Consider the following 15,326-nt stretch of genomic DNA (forward strand, 5'->3'; position numbering starts at 1 on the left):
CTCTCCAATCAGGTTCAGGTTCAGGTGGGGGAAACGGTAAGGGGTTGTTCGTCGAAGCGCTCGATGGCGAAGGCGTCGATGGGCGTCTCGGTGCGCCCGTCGCGCGCCAGCTCGGCCAGCACTTCGCCGGCGGCCGGGCCGATCTGGAAGCCCGCGCCCGAGAAGCCGAAGCCGTGGAACAGGCCGGGCGTGGTGCGGCTGGGCCCGAGCACCGGTTCGCGGTCGGGCAGGTAGCCTTCGGTGCCGCCCCAGGTGCGGATGATGTGCGCATGGCGCAGCACGGGCAACAGCTCCACGGCCTGCATCGCGAGCGTGGCGATGGCGTCGCGCTCGGCGCGCGCGCGTTCGGCATCGAGCGTGATGCCCGTGCCGCCGCCGAGCACGAGATTGCCGCGCGCCACCTGCCGGCAGTAGATGCCGCCGCCTTCCACGCCAAGGCTCCATTGCATGAAGTGCGGCACCGGCTCGGTCACCGCCATCACGGGGCTGCGCGCGCGCAGCGGCGGCGTCTCGCCGAACTGGCTGGCGATGGCGCCGGCCCAGGCGCCCGCGCAGTTGAGCAGCACGGGCGCCTGCACCTCGAGCGCGTTGCCGCTGCGCACCATGAACATGGCGCCGTCATGCGCGACCTCGTCGACCTTGTGGCGCTCGAAGATCTGCGCGCCCGCGCGCTGCGCCGCGAGCGCGAAGGCCGGCGACACGAGGCGCGGATTGGCCTGCCCGTCTTCCGCGCACAGCGAGCCGCCCACAGCGCGCGCGCCGAGCCAGGGGCACTGCTCGCGCAGGCGCGCGCCGGAGATCAGCTCGAGGCCCAGGTCGAAGTCGCTGCTCAGCGCGCGGTAGCGTTCGAGCGAGGCCATGTCCGATTCGCTGCGCGCGATCTTGAAATGGCCCGAGCGGATGTATTCGCCGTCGGTGCCCAGCAGTTCGGGCAGCTGGCCCCAGATGCGGTGCGCGCGCTGCGTCAGCGGCAGCTGGCTCAATGACCGGCCCTGCCGGCGCACGCCGCCGAAGTTCACGCCGCTGGAGCGCGAGCCGCAAAGATCGCGCTCCAGCAGCACCACGCCCAGGCCCATGCGGCGCAAGGCCAGCGCGGCAGAAGAGCCGACGATGCCGCCGCCGACGATGGCGACGTCGGTCTGCAGCTTCTTGATGGTGCTCATGCGCCAGCTCCTTCCGCGGGCACGAGCATGATCGGAATCGGCTTGATCGGCGCTTGCCCGCGCAGCCTGCCGACCTGCTGCAGCGGCTGGCCCGTGGCATGCGCGAGGATCTCCGCCGCCGCCACGCCGCACATGCGCCCCTGGCAGCGGCCCATGCCGACGCGCGACAGCGCCTTCAGGCGGTTCATCTCGCCGGCGCCGTTGGTGGCGACAGTCTGGCGCAGCGTGCCGGCCGTGATGTTTTCGCAGCGGCAGATCACGAGATCGTCGCTCGCGTGCGCGGCCCAGTCCTGCGGCACGGGGAAGGCGCGTTCGAGGCCCTGGCGGAATCCGGCGAGCTTGCCGAGCTTGCGTTCGAGTTCGGCGGCGCGTGCTGTGTCGACCGCTACGCCGCTGTCGGCCAGCAGCGCCAGTGCTGCGCGTTCGCCTGCCCACTCGGCCGCGTCCGCGCCCATGATGCCGGCGCCGTCGCCCGCGAGGTACACGCCCTCGACGCTGGAGCGCCCGGCCGCATCGCGCACCGGCAGGTGGGCGCGGTGCATCGGCGCGTAGTCGAAGCGGCAGCCGAGCAGGTCGGCGAGCTGCGTTTCGGAGCGCAGCGCGTAGCCGAAGCCGATGGCATCGCAGGCCAGTGTGCGTTCTTCGTTGCCGTCTTGCCATGCCACGCCGGTGACGCGGCCCTGCGCCTCGTCGCCGAGCACGCGCAGCGGCCGCACGCCGCTGTGCAGCGCCACGCCGTGCGCGCGGAGCCAGCCCACGTAGTACACGCCCTTCGCGAACACGGCGGGCTGCGTCAGCATCGCGGGCGTGGCGGCGATCTGGTCGGCGAGGCGCGCGGTGTCGAGCACCGCAGCCACTTCCACGCCGGCCTTCGCGTACTGGTACGCCACCAGATACAGCAGCGGCCCGGTGCCCAGGAACACAACGCGGCGCCCGATGGCGCAGCCCTGGAACTTGAGCGCGACCTGCGCGCCGCCGAGCGTGTAGACGCCGGGCAGCGTCCAGCCCGGCACCGGCAGCACGCGGTCGGTGGCGCCGGTCGCAACGATGAGGTGGCTGTAGGGCACGCGACGGGTGCTGCACGTGGGGTTGTGCATCACGTCGAGCTTGTGGTCCTGTGCGTTCCACACGAGGCTGTCGGAGTGGTGGTCAATGCGGCCCTGTAGTGCATCGAAGGCCGAGTGCACGGCATCGGCGCGCTTCGACTCGAAGCCGTAGAGCGTTCGCGCGGTGCGTTGCGAGAGGCTGGCGGGCGGACGGCGATAGATCTGCCCGCCGGCGCGCGACGCCTCGTCGATCACCACAGCCCGCAGGCCATGCGCCACCAGCGTCTGCGCCGCGCGCACGCCGGCCGGGCCGGCGCCGACGATCGCGGGGCGGATTTCGCTTGCCGTCGTCATGCGCCATTCCTTCCCGTGACCAGCGCCATGCCGGGCGCGATGAAGGTCGAGCAGGCGCGCAGCCGTTCGCCTTCGCCGGTGGAGATCCAGCAGTCCTGGCAGGCGCCCATCATGCAGAAGCCGGCGCGCGGCAGGTTGCTGAATTCGTTGCGGCGCAGCTGGGCGCATTGCGTGAGCACGGCCGTGAGCACGGTGTCGCCGGCCAGTGCGCTCGCGGGTGCGCCGTCGAGGGTGAAGGGCACGGTCTCGCGCCCGGTGGTCTCGGCCACGCGGTGAAGCAGGGCGTTCGAAGTTGTCGTTGTCGTCATTGCTTATCTGCGCCCCACCAGCACGCGGTCCAGCCCGTACACACGGTCGAGCAGCACCATCGCGAAGGCCGTGATCGCCACCATCAGCGCAGACACCGCCGCCATCAGCGGGTCGATCGACTCGGTCGCATACATGTACATGCGCACCGGCAGCGTCACCGTGCTCGGCGCGGTGACGAAGATCGACATCGTCACTTCGTCGAAGCTGTTGATGAACGACAGCATCCAGCCGCCCGTCACGCCCGGCAGAATCATCGGCAGCGTGATGCGGCGGAACACCGTGGCCTGGCTCGCGCCCAGCGACAGCGCAGCCTGCTCGGCACTGCGGTCGAAGCCCACCAGCGCCGCCACCACCAGCCGCAGCGTGTAGGGCGTGACGATGAGCGCATGCGCCATCACCAGCCAGCCGAAGCTGCCCGTGCCGCCGACCAGGGCGAACAGCCGTAGCAGCGCCACGCCCAGCACCAGGTGCGGCACGATCAGCGGCGACAGGAACAGGCCGTTGAGGAAGTTGCGTCCCGGAAACTCGTAGCGCGTGATCGCCATGCCCGCCGGCACCGCGAGCAGCGTGGCGATGGTGGCCGAGCTCAGTGCGAGCCACAGGCTGTTCCAGAACGACTGCATGAAGTCGGGGTGCGCGAACACTGCCTTGAACCAGCGCAGCGAGAAGTGCGTGGTCGGAATGGTCAGCGTGTTCTCGGGCGTGAATGCCACGATGCACACCACCACCAGCGGCGCCAGCATGAAGACGATGACGAGCGCGTTGAACGCGAGGGCGATGGGGCCGTTCTTGTTCATCGCTTCAGCCCAGCGCTTTCTTGTAGCGGCCTTCTACCAGGCGGTTGTAGCTCAGCATCACGACGAGATTGGCCACCAGCAGAACCAGCGCCACGGCTGCACCCAGCGGCCAGTTGAGCTCGCTGAGGTATTCGTCATAGACGATGGTCGCCACCATCTTCAGGCGCCGCCCGCCCAGCAGCCCCGGAATGGCGAACGAACTCGCAGCAAGACCGAACACGATCAGGCTGCCCGAGAGAATGCCCGGCATCACCTGCGGCAGCACGATGCGCCGCAGCGTTGTGAAGGGCGTGGCGTTGAGCGAGAGCGCTGCGTTCTCGACACCCGGGTCGAGCTTCTGCAGCGAGGTCCACACCGGGATCACCATAAAGGGCAGCATCACGTGCACCAGCGCGATGACCACGGCCGTGCTGGTGTAGAGGATCTTCACTGGCCCGATGCCGAGCAGGCCCAGCAGCCCGTTCACCGCGCCCTCGGGGCCCAGCAGCATGCTCCAGCCGAAGGCACGCACCACCACAGAAACCAGCAGCGGCGCCAGCACCACCAGCAGCAGCACCGAGCGCCATGGGTTGCGCATGCGGCTCAGCACATAGGCCTCGGGCGCGCCGACCAGCACGCAGATCAGCGTGACAAGGGCCGAGACCCAGAAGGTGCGCCAGAAGATGCCGAGGTAGTACGAGTCGGAGAACACCAGCGCGTAGTGCGCGAGCGTGAACTCGCCGGACTTGGGGCCGGTGGCCGGGTCGTACACGTTGAACGACAGCACAGCCGTGAGCGCGAGCGGCACCAGCAGCAGCGCTGTGAACAGCAGCAGCGCCGGGCCGGAGAGCCACCAGGGCGTGGCCTTGCTCTTCAATACGCTGCTCATGCCGCGACAGCCTTTTCTTCCGCTGGCAGCAGCCGCATGCAGTGCGCCGGCCAGTCGAGGCCCGTGCGGCCGCCTTCTTCGAGCGCTTCGCGCCCGTCGTTGGGGCTCAGCACCGTGAGATCGCCGACGGACGTGGCCACGCGGTAGAGCCACTGGCTGCCGAGGAAGAAGCGCTCCTGCACTTCGCCGTCGAGGCGGCCCTGGCCCGGCGGCACCAGCTGCAGCTTTTCAGGCCGCACACTCAGCAGCGCGGCGGCGTCGACGCTGAAACCCGTGTCGTCCACGTCGAGCGAGAGCGCGCCGACCTCGACGCAGGTGCGCGTGGCGCCGCTGTTCGACACGCGGCAGTCCAGCAGGTTGGCCTTGCCCACGAAGGTGGAAATGAAGCGCGTGCTCGGGTGTTCGTACACGCGCTGCGGATGGTCGATCTGCGTGGCGCAGCCGCCTTCCATCACCACCACGCGGTCGCTGATCGACATGGCTTCGCTCTGGTCGTGCGTGACCATCACCGTGGTGGTGCCGACCTTGCGCTGGATCTGGCGCAGCTCGAACTGCATTTCCTCGCGCAGCTTGGCGTCGAGGTTGGACAGCGGCTCGTCGAGCAGCAGCACCGGCGGCTCGATCACCAGCGCGCGCGCCAGCGCCACGCGCTGCCGCTGGCCGCCCGAAAGCTCGCGCGGGTAGCGTCCGGCATGCGCTTCGAGGTGCACCAGAGCCAGCGCCTGCTTCACGCGCTCGATGCGCTCGGCCTTGGGCATCTTGCGCATCTCGAGGCCGAAGCTCACGTTGTCGGCCACCGTCATGTGCGGGAACAGGGCGTAGGTCTGGAACACGATACCCAGCCCGCGCGTGTTGGCCTTGGCATGCGTGATGTCCTTGCCCGCGAGCTCGATGCGGCCGCTGCTCACGGCCTCGAAGCCCGCAATCATCTGCAGCGTGGTGGTCTTGCCGCAGCCCGAGGGGCCGAGCAGCGAGACGAACTCGCCCTTTTCCACAGTGAGGCTCATGGCCGACACCGCGCGGGTGGCGCCATAGAACTTGGTCACGTCGGTAAGCCGGAGGAATGACATGGAACGGGCCTTTCTTCGGGGGCGAAAAGATGGCTTCAGGCCCCTTGTTTCACCTTGGTGCGGGCCACGGACAGCTTGCTGCTCTTAATTCACTCTATTGCAACGATTGCGCCAGATCGCCTCGGGTATTCCATTAATCAGAATCTTTCTTCAATTTATTCCGATCAATGGAATATGATGGCTGCGATTGATACATCGGATTCCACAGGAGCAAGGTATGGAGACCTCTTCGGCGTCGCCGGCGGCCAGCGGCGGCGTGCCGCGCGTCTTTTCGGTGATCCGCGCGCTCGGCGCGGTGCAGGCCGAAGGCGGCCGCGTGACCCAGATCGCACGTTCCGTGGGCCTCACGCAGGCCACCACGCACCGTTTGCTGCAATCGCTCATGGCCGAAGGCATGGTCGAGCAGGACGAGCGCAGCAAGCTCTACCGGCTGAGCATCGACTTCTTCGCGTTGGCAGCGAGCGCTGGCAACCCGGGCGACCTGCGCTCCATTTGCCGGCCGGTGCTCTTGCGGTTGTGCGCGAGCCTGGGCGACAGCATCTTTCTATTGGCGCGCAGTGGCTTCGACGCGGTGTGCCTTGACCGCAGCGAAGGGCCGTTCCCGATTCGCTCGTTCACCGGCGACATCGGCGGGCGCATCGCGCTGGGCGTGGGGCAGGGCGCGCTGGCGATCCTGGCCTTCCTGCCCGAGGCCGAGCGCGAAGAGGTGATCCGCTTCAACCTCTCACGCGTGCGCGAGTACGGCGTGTACGACGAGGTGTATCTGCGCACCGAGATCGAGCGCGTGCGGCAGGCGGGCTACGCGGGGCGCAACACGGGCCTGCTCGAAGGCATGGCGGGCGTGGCCGTGCCGATCCTCGACCGCGAGGGGCGTGCCGTGGCGGCACTGAGCGTGGGCACGATTGCCGACCGGCTCAATGCAGACCGCATGCCGACGGTGGTCGAACTGCTCAAGCGCGAGGCTGCGGCCATCGGGCCGAAGATCAATCCGTTCGATGCGACGTTGAGGAGGCCGGCGCAGAGCCTGGCGGGGTCGCCGGCGAGCCAGAAGATTTCGTTGCCCGAGGCGCCCGGGCCGGGCTGAGCGATTCGCTTCAATCGCTTGCGGATGCGTATTCCATCTCGATCTTCAGGCCCGGAAATCGGGAGTGCAGATCGTGCAGGGCACGGCGCAATGCGTCTTCGCCGGGCCGGTTGTCCGGAAGTATTGACGGATCGAGCACGAAATGCAGCCGCGTTTCGTCGGCTTCCTGGGTGGCCGAAATCGGGGCCTCTTCCCGCAACTCTCCTTGCTCGAAGCACAGCCGCAATTGCTTTCCACCGTCCCTGATCTCCGCCGTGAGTTCGCTGCAGACAGCGTTCAGTACCGCGATCCCAATCCGGCAGAACTCCGAACCCACCTCCAGATGACGTTTGCGCGAATGGCAGGCGGCATGGATCGTGAGAAATATCTGCGCCACCGTCCAGTTCGGATGCTGCGCGTCGGGCTCGAGAGGCATGCCGCTGTCGTAGCGCACGTCGATTTCCGCGCCGTCGATCTTCAGAAAAATCTGTGTGCATCGACCGTCGATCGCATCGTCGATGGCATGGCAGAGGGCCTGCAGGGCAAGCGTCGCAGCGACATCGCGATCATGGACATCGAAGTACATGCCGGTGCGGCGGCGCACCACTTCGGCCCCCGTCAGGATCACGATTTCTTGTTCGAATTCCGAGTGCATGCCTGATGTTGCCTGATTCGGCAGCGGCGGATCCATGTCCGCCCTTGCAATTTCGACTACGCCTTCAGTCGCCGAACAGGCCAGTTCGACTCTTCCGCCTGACACGACAATGCGCGCGAGGAGCCCCATCCATGAACAACCCCTCGATCCTCTACCCCGTATTCGCCCTCGCCGGCCTCACCGGCCTGGTGCTGCTGCTCATCCCCATCGTGCGCATCCGCGCCGTGCGGCGCCGCGAGGTCCAGGGCATCGATTTCAAGCTGGGCGAATCGGCGGCGGTGCCCGACGCCGTGCGCATCCCGAATCGCAACTACATGAACCTGCTGGAGCTGCCGGTGCTGTTCTATGTGGTGTGCCTGCTCTTCTATGTAGCGGTGCTGCCCACGCCCACGGCGATCTGGCTGGCCTGGGCGTATGTCGGCCTGCGCGCGCTGCACAGCGTGGTGCACCTGACCTACAACCACGTGATCCACCGGCTGGTGCTGTTCGCCGCGAGCAACGGCGTGCTGGTGGTGCTGTGGGTGATGGCGGCCACCCGGTTGGTGCGCTAGGCGCACATGAACCGTGCGAGTTCATTCCTGAAACGCATCAGGTCCTTCCATATTTTCACTAGGCAAGCGCGCGGGATTCGCAGATATTGACCGGGTCCTCCTTTCTCCTCCTTCCCGGAGCGCGTCCATGTCCGAAGCCAACACCTCCCCCTCCGTCGCCACCGAAGTCGAGCAGCTGCTGCAGCGTCTGGGCGTGCCCCCCGAGGCCCACACCGGCGGCGAGCTGACGGTGCGTTCGCCCGTCAGCGGCGAGGTGATTGCGCAGGTGCCGCAGACCTCGCCGGCAGAGGCCACCGCTGCCATCGGCCGTGCGCACGAGGCTTTCAAGGCCTGGCGCAACGTGCCGGCGCCGCGCCGCGGCGAGCTGGTGCGGCTGCTGGGCGAAGAACTGCGCGCCGCCAAGCGCGACCTGGGCCTGCTCGTCACGCTGGAGGCCGGCAAGGTCCCGTCCGAGGGCGCGGGCGAGGTGCAGGAAATGATCGACATCTGCGACTTCGCCGTCGGCCTCTCGCGCCAGCTCTACGGCCTCACGCTGGCCACCGAGCGCGCCGAGCACCGCATGATGGAAACCTGGCACCCGCTGGGTGTGTGCGGCGTGATCTCGGCCTTCAACTTTCCGGTGGCCGTGTGGTCGTGGAACGCGGCGCTGGCGCTGGTGTGCGGCGACTCGGTGGTGTGGAAGCCGTCTGAAAAAACGCCGCTGACCGCGCTGGCCGTGCACGCCATCGCGCAGCGCGCCATCGAACGCTTCGGCGATGCGCCCGAAGGCCTGCTCGGCCTGCTGCTGGGCCAGCGCGACGTCGGCGAGGTGCTGGTCGACGACCACCGTGTGCCGATTCTCTCGGCCACCGGCTCGACCGCCATGGGCCGGCAGGTGGGGCCGAAGCTGGCCGCACGCTTTGCCCGCGCCATTCTCGAACTCGGCGGCAACAACGCTGCCATCGTCACGCCCTCGGCCGACCTCGACCTCGCGCTGCGCGGCATCGCCTTCGCGGCGATGGGCACGGCCGGCCAGCGCTGCACCACGCTGCGTCGCCTGTTCGTGCACGAGAGCGTGTACGACCAGCTGGTGCCCAAGCTCGCCAAGGTCTACGGCAACGTGCAGGTCGGCGACCCGCGCGAGGCCGGCACGCTGGTCGGCCCGCTGATCGACCGCGCGGCCTTCGACGGCATGCAGAAGGCGCTCAGTGAATGCCGCGAGATCGGCGCAAAGGTGCACGGCGGCCAGCGCGTCGAAGGCATCGGCACCAAGGACGCTTACTACGTGCGCCCCGCGCTGGTCGAGCTGAAGTCGCATGAGGGCCCCGTGCTGCGCGAGACCTTCGCGCCCATCCTGTACGTGGTGCGCTACAGCACGCTCGACGAAGCCATCGAACTGCACAACGCAGTGGGCGCGGGCCTGTCGTCGTCGATCTTCACGCTGAACATGCGCGAGGCCGAGCGCTTCATGTCGAGCGCGGGTTCGGACTGCGGCATCGCCAACGTCAACATCGGTCCGAGCGGCGCGGAGATCGGCGGCGCCTTCGGCGGCGAGAAGGAAACCGGCGGCGGGCGCGAAGCCGGCTCCGACAGCTGGAAGGCGTACATGCGCCGCGCCACCAACACCATCAACTACTCCACCGCCTTGCCGCTCGCGCAAGGCGTGACTTTCGACATCGGCGACTGATCGCCTCCCGGTTCGTTCGAGCTTGCCGCGCAGCGTTTGGCTGCGGCGGCAGGCGGGCGGCTGCATGCATTCACCAAAAACCATAACCAGGAGACAGAGATCATGAGCATTCCCTTCAAGAGAATCGCGGCCGCCACGCTGCTTGCATTCGTATTCGGTGCCAGCGCGCAGACCCCGGCCACCGGCACCCTCGACAAGATCAAGACCAGCGGCAAGGTCGTGCTCGGCGTGCGCGAAGCCTCGCCGCCCATGGCCTACATGCTCGGCGCGGGCGACAAGTACGTGGGCTATCACGTCGAGCTGTGCGAGCGCGTGCTGAAGGACATCGCACCGCAGGCCAAGCTCGAATACATGGCCGTGACCGCGCAGAACACCATCCCGCTGGTGCAGAACGGCACGCTCGACATCGGCTGCGGCCCCACCACCAACAACACCGCGCGCCAGCAGCAAGTGGCCTTCGCGCTCACCACCTATGTGAGCGAAGTGCGCATGGCCACCAAGGTCGATTCGGGCATCACCACGCTCGACCAGCTCGCGGGCCGCAACGTCTCGGCATCGACCGGCACCACTGCGGTGCAGCTGCTGCGCAAGCGCGAGCGCGCGCAGAACGTCTCGTACAACACCATGCTCGGCAAGGACCACCTCGAAAGCTTCCTGCTGATGGAGTCGGGCCGCGCCGAAGCCTTCGTGCTCGACGACAACCTGCTGGCCGGGATCATCGCGAACTCGAAGAACCCCGCGGCCTATCGCATCGTGGGCGACGCGCTGGGCTCGGAGCCGATCGCGCTGCTGTTCCGCAAGGACGACCCGGCCTTCAAGACCGCGGTGGACGATTCGCTGCGCCGAATGATGAAGAGCGGCGACCTCGAGAAGATCTACACCAAGTGGTTCGTGGCCGCCATTCCGCCGAAGAACACGAGCCTGAACCTGCCGATGAGCGCGGCGCTGAAGCAGCTGATGCTCGAACCCAACGACAAGCCACTGGAGGCCTACGCCAAGTGACAGCAGATACCGTTGCCTCCCTCGCTTTTCAGCCGGCGCAGCGCGTGCGCGCCATCGGCGTCTCGGAGATCCTGCGCATCACCGACAACGCGAACGCGCTCAAGCGCGCGGGTCGTCCGGTGATCGTGCTGGGCGCGGGCGAGCCTGACTTCGACACGCCGCAGAACGTGCGCGAGGCTGCGGTGCGCGCCATAGGGCGCGGCGACACGCGCTACACGGTGCTCGACGGCAGCCCGGCGATGAAGGCGGCGGTGCAGCTCAAGTTCAAGCGCGACAACGCGCTCGACTTCGCCCTCGACGAAATCAGCGTGAGCGCAGGCGCCAAGCAGGTGATCTTCAACGCACTGATGGCCAGCCTGAACCCCGGCGACGAGGTGATCCTGCCCGCGCCGTACTGGACTTCGTACGCCGACATCGTGCAGATCTGCGGCGGCGTGCCGGTGCCGGTGGCGTGTACCGGGGAGAACGGTTTCCGGCTCGATGCCGCGCAGCTCGAAGCGGCCATCACACCGCGCACGCGCTGGCTGTTCATCAATTCGCCGTCGAACCCGACCGGCGCGGCCTACAGCGCAGCGCAGCTGAAACCGCTGTGCGAGGTGCTGCTGCGCCATCCGCAAGTCTGGGTGCTGGCGGACGACATCTACGAACACATCCTCTACGACGGGCTGGCGTTTGCCACGCCGGTGGCCGTGGAGCCGCGCCTGCGCGAACGTACGCTGACCATCAACGGCGTGTCGAAGGCCTACGCGATGACCGGCTGGCGCGTGGGCTACGGCGCCGGGCCGCGCGCGCTGATCGCGGCCATGGCCGTGGTGCAGAGCCAGACGACCTCGTGTCCCTCGTCCATCAGCCAGGCCGCTGCCATCGAGGCGCTGACCGGGCCGCAGGACATCGTGGCCGAGCGCTGCGCCGACTTCCAGGCGCGGCGCGACTTCGTGGTCGCCGCGCTGAACCGCGCGCCGGGGCTGCGCTGCCGCGTGCCGGAAGGCGCGTTCTATACCTTCGCGAGCTGCGCCGGCGTGCTCGGCAAGCGCACCCGCGGCGGCGCGCTGTTGCAGACCGACAGCGACTTCTGCCGCTACCTGCTGCAGGACTTCGAGGTGGCAGTGGTGCCGGGCAGCGTGTTCGGGCTGGCGCCGTACTTCCGCATTTCGTATGCGACGTCGATGGCGCAGCTGGAAGAGGCGTGCGCGCGCATCATCGCTGCCTGCGCCGCGCTCGAATGACCTCCTTCATTTCATTGGAAACCGCATGACCTCACCCCGCACCGGCGGCCAGATCCTGGTCGACCAGCTCATCACCCACGGCGTCAAGCAGCTGTTCTGCGTGCCCGGCGAAAGCTTTCTCGCCGTGCTCGATGCGCTGCATGACGCATCCATCGACGTGACCGTGTGCCGCCAGGAAGGCGGCGCGACGATGATGGCCGAGGCGCAGGGCAAGCTCACCGGCAAGCCGGGCGTGTGCTTCGTCACGCGCGGACCGGGCGCCACCAACGCGGCGGCCGGCGTGCACATCGCGCACCAGGATTCGACGCCGCTGCTGCTGTTCGTCGGCCAGGTCGCGCGCGATGCGCTGGGCCGCGAAGCCTTCCAGGAGCTGGACTACGGCGCGGTGTTCGGCACCATGGCAAAGTGGGTGGTGCAGATCGACGATCCGGCACGGGTGCCTGAGCTGGTGTCGCGTGCCTTCCATGTCGCAACCTCGGGCCGGCCCGGGCCGGTGGTGATCGCGCTGCCCGAAGACATGTTGACCGAGGCTGCGACGGTGGCCGACGCGCAGCCTTACGCGGTGACCGAAACCCATCCCGGTGCAGCGCAACTCGCAGAGCTGCAGCAGCGACTGTCGCAGGCGCAGCGCCCGGTGGTCATCCTGGGCGGCAGCCGCTGGTCGGAGAAGGCCACGCAGCAGTTCGCGGATTTCGCGGCCGCGTTCTCGCTGCCCGTGTACTGCTCGTTCCGTCGCCAGATGCTGATGTCGGCCGAGCACCCCTGCTATGCGGGCGACCTGGGCCTTGGCGCCAATCCGCGCATGCTGGAGCGCATCCGCAACGCCGACCTCGTGCTGCTGGTCGGCGGGCGCTTGTCCGAAGTACCGTCGCAGGGCTACGAGCTGCTGGCGATTCCGCAGCCGAAGCAGGCGCTGGTGCATGTGCACGCCGACGCCGACGAGCTCGGCAAGCTCTATCGTCCGGCGCAGGGCATCCACGCCACGCCGCAGGCTTTCGCGGAAGCCGTGTCCACGCTGCGCCCCGCGCAAACGCCGGCCTGGCAGGCAGAAACGAAGACCGCCCGCGAAGACTTCCTGCGCTGGAGCGACCCGGCTCCCATCCGCATTCCCGGCCCGCTGCAGATGGGCGAGGTCATGCAGCACCTGCGCGAAGTGCTGCCAGCCGACACCATCTTCTGCAACGGTGCGGGCAACTTCGCCACCTGGGTGCACCGCTTCTGGCCCTTCCGCTCCTACGCGAGCCAGCTTGCGCCCACCAGCGGCTCGATGGGCTACGGCCTGCCGGCCGGCGTCGGCGCCAAGCGGCTGTGGCCGCAGCGCGAAGTGGTCGTGTTCGCGGGCGATGGCGACTTCATGATGCACGGCCAGGAATTCGCGACGGCCGTGCAGTACGGCCTGCCGATCATCGTGGTGCTGCTCGACAACGCCATGTACGGCACGATCCGCATGCACCAGGAAAAGCACTACCCCGGTCGCATCAGCGCCACGCAGTTGAAGAACCCGGACTTTCGCGGCTATGCCGAAGTGTTCGGCGGCCACGGCGAACGCGTGACCAGCACCGAAGAATTCGGCCCCGCGCTGGCTCGTGCGCGTGCCAGCGGCAAGCCGGCCATCCTGCATTGCCTGCTGGACCCGGAGGCGATCACCCCGGGAAGCACCCTGCAGTCGATTCGCAAGGCAGCGCTGGCTGCAAGCTGAGCACCCGGTGTCATTCGCACGCACCCCGAAAAGACTCAGCGCAACCCACCCACATAGCGAGGCGGCGGCGTAGGCGGCGTCCCATCGGGCTGCCGCGCCGCCAACCGCGCAGCGCGAGCCAGCGGCTCCATCGCCTGCTCCAGCCGTGTCGCCAACTGGTAGAGCTCCTCGTCCTTGGTGTCAGCAGCGTGCGCGCGCGTCATGCGCACGATCTCGGCCGCGTACTCGGCATTGGTCGCCATCCACTCGGTGTCGGTCACGCGCCCATGCTTTCGCCGCAGCGCCACGTGAAGGCGGGCAGCAAGGGCGATGCGTTCGCTTTCGGACATGGATGGCATGGTTCCTCCGTCGGTGGGTCAACTACTCCCGAGATGTTCTCTGTGCTGTGCAAGATCGAGGCCCAGCACCTCGCTGTCGGCATCGACGCGCAACCCGACCATGATGTGCACCAGAAACAGCACCACCGCCGTCCCCGTTGCGCTGTAGATAGCCACGCTGCCGACGGCGATCGCCTGCGTCAGCACGTCGCCCGTGGCGCCCGAGATGCGCGCATCGGCGAACACGCCCGTCAGCAGCGCGCCCACGATGCCACCGATGCCGTGCACGCCGAACACGTCGAGCGAGTCGTCCGCGCCAAGCAGGTGCTTGAGCCCGGTGGCGCCCCAGTAGCAGGCCAGCCCCGCGATCGCGCCGATGGCCAGCGCGGACAGCGGCGTGACGAAGCCGGCTGCCGGCGTGATGGCCACCAGCCCCGCCACCAGGCCCGAGCACAGGCCCAGCAGCGAAGGCCTGCGCCGCACGATCCATTCGCCGAGCATCCAGCTCATGGCGCCGGCCGCCGCCGCGATGTGCGTCACCAGCATCGCCAGGCCCGCGCGCCCGTCGGCCGCCACCGCCGAGCCCGCATTGAAGCCGAACCAGCCTACCCACAGCAGGCCCGCGCCCGTCATCGTCATCGCCAGGCTGTAGGGCTCGAAGGCCTCGCGCCCGTAGCCCTTGCGCGGCCCGAGCGCATAGGCGCACACCAGCCCCGCGATGCCCGCGTTGACGTGCACCACCGAGCCGCCGGCGAAGTCGAGCGCGCCCATCTGCGCGAGCCAGCCGCCCGGCTCCCACACCCAGTGCGCGACAGGTGCGTACACCAGCACGCTCCAGAGCAGCGCGAACCACAGGATCGCCGAGAAGCGCATGCGCTCGACAAAAGCGCCAAGCACCAGTGCGGTGGTGATGATCGCGAAGGTCAGCTGGAACATCGCGTAGACCGACTCAGGCACGTTCGGCGCAACGTGGCTCACCGCCACCTGCCCGGCCTCCTTCAGGTACTCGAAGCCCGAGAACCAGAAGCGCCCGGTGCCGCCCAGCCAGGGCCAGCCCTCGGTAAAGGCCAGCGAATAGCCCACCGCGAACCAGGTCAGCGAGACCGCCGCGGCTATCGCCACCACCCCCGCCATGGTGGCCAGCACGTTCTTGCGGCGCACCATGCCCGCATAGAAGAGTGCGATGCCGGGCAGCGTCATCAGCAGCACCAGCGCGGTCGAAGTCATCATCCATGCGGTGTCTGCCGCGTTGATGGAGGCGTGCGGAGCCAGGGCCATGACCGTTTCTTCTTCTTGAAGTGATGGACCTTGGTGCTGCGTGCACAAGTCGTGCCACATCGTTAACTATCAGAAACACTTTGGTTCGCAAATCGGGCTTTCTCGGTAAGGCAAAGCGGGTAATTCCCAATGCACTGAGGCGGTGCGCACCCTAAAGTCTGCCCACTCGCGAACGGGCCCTGCTCGTGCTGCCGAGGGTCCGAGGAGACAATCCCCAAGCAACAATAAAAATGCTTCAAAGGCTCCGTACGAGATGCCGTGT

The 15,326-nt window shown here is 67.9% G+C and carries 15 protein-coding genes; 6 read left to right on the forward strand and 9 right to left on the reverse strand.

All coding sequences use genetic code 11. The features are described from left to right. Positions 1-20: 20 nt before the first annotated feature. The 6 genes from AC07O3_RS27670 to AC07O3_RS27695 are packed head-to-tail and all read right to left on the reverse strand — an operon-like array spanning position 21 to position 5,607. Positions 21-1,163, reverse strand: a complete 1,143-nt coding sequence (locus AC07O3_RS27670; protein WP_426391136.1) for an NAD(P)/FAD-dependent oxidoreductase — start codon at positions 1,161-1,163, stop codon at positions 21-23. Beyond that, positions 1,160-2,563, reverse strand: a complete 1,404-nt coding sequence (locus AC07O3_RS27675) for an FAD-dependent oxidoreductase (protein ID WP_495340810.1) — start codon at positions 2,561-2,563, stop codon at positions 1,160-1,162. Before AC07O3_RS27675 ends, AC07O3_RS27670 begins: the two co-directional genes overlap by 4 nt. Further along, positions 2,560-2,871 carry a (2Fe-2S)-binding protein gene (locus tag AC07O3_RS27680; protein ID WP_495340811.1) on the reverse strand — a complete coding sequence of 104 codons (312 nt, stop codon included), beginning with the start codon at positions 2,869-2,871 and terminating at the stop codon, positions 2,560-2,562. Before AC07O3_RS27680 ends, AC07O3_RS27675 begins: the two co-directional genes overlap by 4 nt. A 3-nt stretch (positions 2,872-2,874) precedes the next feature. Beyond that, complete coding sequence (locus tag AC07O3_RS27685; RefSeq protein WP_093053612.1) at positions 2,875-3,669, reverse strand: ABC transporter permease; 795 nt, start codon at positions 3,667-3,669, stop codon at positions 2,875-2,877. A gap of 4 nt (positions 3,670-3,673) precedes the next feature. Further along, positions 3,674-4,537: an ABC transporter permease gene (locus tag AC07O3_RS27690; protein ID WP_093053615.1), complete on the reverse strand. Its 864-nt coding sequence runs from the start codon at positions 4,535-4,537 to the stop codon at positions 3,674-3,676. Continuing rightward, positions 4,534-5,607 carry an ABC transporter ATP-binding protein gene (locus AC07O3_RS27695; RefSeq protein ID WP_093053617.1) on the reverse strand — a complete coding sequence of 358 codons (1,074 nt, stop codon included), beginning with the start codon at positions 5,605-5,607 and terminating at the stop codon, positions 4,534-4,536. The genes AC07O3_RS27690 and AC07O3_RS27695 overlap by 4 nt, the downstream gene beginning before the upstream one ends. Before the next feature lie 217 nt (positions 5,608-5,824). Between AC07O3_RS27695 and AC07O3_RS27700 the strand changes: the two genes are divergently transcribed. After that, positions 5,825-6,691, forward strand: a complete 867-nt coding sequence (locus AC07O3_RS27700) for an IclR family transcriptional regulator (RefSeq protein ID WP_093053620.1) — start codon at positions 5,825-5,827, stop codon at positions 6,689-6,691. A gap of 10 nt (positions 6,692-6,701) precedes the next feature. On the opposite strand, the gene AC07O3_RS27705 is transcribed toward AC07O3_RS27700, so the two are convergent. Continuing rightward, entirely contained in the window at positions 6,702-7,361 is a 660-nt protein-coding gene (locus AC07O3_RS27705; protein WP_495340812.1) for a hypothetical protein, read from the reverse strand. Between the two features lie 95 nt (positions 7,362-7,456). On the opposite strand from AC07O3_RS27705, the gene AC07O3_RS27710 reads away from it, so the two are divergent. The 5 genes from AC07O3_RS27710 (at position 7,457) to AC07O3_RS27730 (ending at position 13,469) form a co-directional block, all read left to right on the forward strand. Then, positions 7,457-7,876: an MAPEG family protein gene (locus tag AC07O3_RS27710; protein ID WP_495340813.1), complete on the forward strand. Its 420-nt coding sequence runs from the start codon at positions 7,457-7,459 to the stop codon at positions 7,874-7,876. 127 nt (positions 7,877-8,003) lie between these two features. After that, a complete protein-coding gene (gene amaB, locus AC07O3_RS27715; protein WP_495340814.1) occupies positions 8,004-9,542 on the forward strand; it encodes an L-piperidine-6-carboxylate dehydrogenase in 1,539 nt (512 codons plus the stop codon). Positions 9,543-9,644: 102 nt separating this feature from the next. Continuing rightward, on the forward strand, positions 9,645-10,544 hold the full coding sequence (locus AC07O3_RS27720; protein ID WP_495340815.1) for an amino acid ABC transporter substrate-binding protein: 900 nt from the start codon (positions 9,645-9,647) through the stop codon (positions 10,542-10,544). Further along, positions 10,541-11,770: a pyridoxal phosphate-dependent aminotransferase gene (locus AC07O3_RS27725; RefSeq protein WP_495340816.1), complete on the forward strand. Its 1,230-nt coding sequence runs from the start codon at positions 10,541-10,543 to the stop codon at positions 11,768-11,770. Before AC07O3_RS27720 ends, AC07O3_RS27725 begins: the two co-directional genes overlap by 4 nt. Positions 11,771-11,795: 25 nt before the next feature. Further along, a complete protein-coding gene (locus tag AC07O3_RS27730; RefSeq protein WP_495340817.1) occupies positions 11,796-13,469 on the forward strand; it encodes a thiamine pyrophosphate-binding protein in 1,674 nt (557 codons plus the stop codon). 35 nt (positions 13,470-13,504) lie between these two features. Here the strand turns inward: AC07O3_RS27730 and AC07O3_RS27735 are convergent, their stop codons facing one another. Next, complete coding sequence (locus tag AC07O3_RS27735; protein ID WP_093053641.1) at positions 13,505-13,807, reverse strand: hypothetical protein; 303 nt, start codon at positions 13,805-13,807, stop codon at positions 13,505-13,507. 18 nt (positions 13,808-13,825) lie between these two features. Beyond that, a complete protein-coding gene (locus tag AC07O3_RS27740) occupies positions 13,826-15,064 on the reverse strand; it encodes an ammonium transporter (protein WP_093053644.1) in 1,239 nt (412 codons plus the stop codon). Positions 15,065-15,326 lie beyond the last annotated feature (262 nt).

The organism is Variovorax sp. GW821-FHT09D05, from assembly GCF_059416325.1.

Excerpts from the sequence above, each read along its gene's own strand:
- AC07O3_RS27705 (WP_495340812.1), bottom strand. The coding sequence starts at position 7,361 with ATGGATCCGCCGCTGCCGAATCAGGCAACATCAGGCATGCACTCGGAA.
- AC07O3_RS27735 (WP_093053641.1), bottom strand. The coding sequence starts at position 13,807 with ATGCCATCCATGTCCGAAAGCGAACGCATCGCCCTTGCTGCCCGCCTT.
- AC07O3_RS27675 (WP_495340810.1), bottom strand. The coding sequence starts at position 2,563 with ATGACGACGGCAAGCGAAATCCGCCCCGCGATCGTCGGCGCCGGCCCG.
- AC07O3_RS27700 (WP_093053620.1), top strand. The coding sequence starts at position 5,825 with ATGGAGACCTCTTCGGCGTCGCCGGCGGCCAGCGGCGGCGTGCCGCGC.
- AC07O3_RS27680 (WP_495340811.1), bottom strand. The coding sequence starts at position 2,871 with ATGACGACAACGACAACTTCGAACGCCCTGCTTCACCGCGTGGCCGAG.
- AC07O3_RS27670 (WP_426391136.1), bottom strand. The coding sequence starts at position 1,163 with ATGAGCACCATCAAGAAGCTGCAGACCGACGTCGCCATCGTCGGCGGC.
- AC07O3_RS27730 (WP_495340817.1), top strand. The coding sequence starts at position 11,796 with ATGACCTCACCCCGCACCGGCGGCCAGATCCTGGTCGACCAGCTCATC.
- AC07O3_RS27710 (WP_495340813.1), top strand. The coding sequence starts at position 7,457 with ATGAACAACCCCTCGATCCTCTACCCCGTATTCGCCCTCGCCGGCCTC.
- amaB (WP_495340814.1), top strand. The coding sequence starts at position 8,004 with ATGTCCGAAGCCAACACCTCCCCCTCCGTCGCCACCGAAGTCGAGCAG.
- AC07O3_RS27720 (WP_495340815.1), top strand. The coding sequence starts at position 9,645 with ATGAGCATTCCCTTCAAGAGAATCGCGGCCGCCACGCTGCTTGCATTC.
- AC07O3_RS27685 (WP_093053612.1), bottom strand. The coding sequence starts at position 3,669 with ATGAACAAGAACGGCCCCATCGCCCTCGCGTTCAACGCGCTCGTCATC.
- AC07O3_RS27740 (WP_093053644.1), bottom strand. The coding sequence starts at position 15,064 with ATGGCCCTGGCTCCGCACGCCTCCATCAACGCGGCAGACACCGCATGG.
- AC07O3_RS27690 (WP_093053615.1), bottom strand. The coding sequence starts at position 4,537 with ATGAGCAGCGTATTGAAGAGCAAGGCCACGCCCTGGTGGCTCTCCGGC.
- AC07O3_RS27695 (WP_093053617.1), bottom strand. The coding sequence starts at position 5,607 with ATGTCATTCCTCCGGCTTACCGACGTGACCAAGTTCTATGGCGCCACC.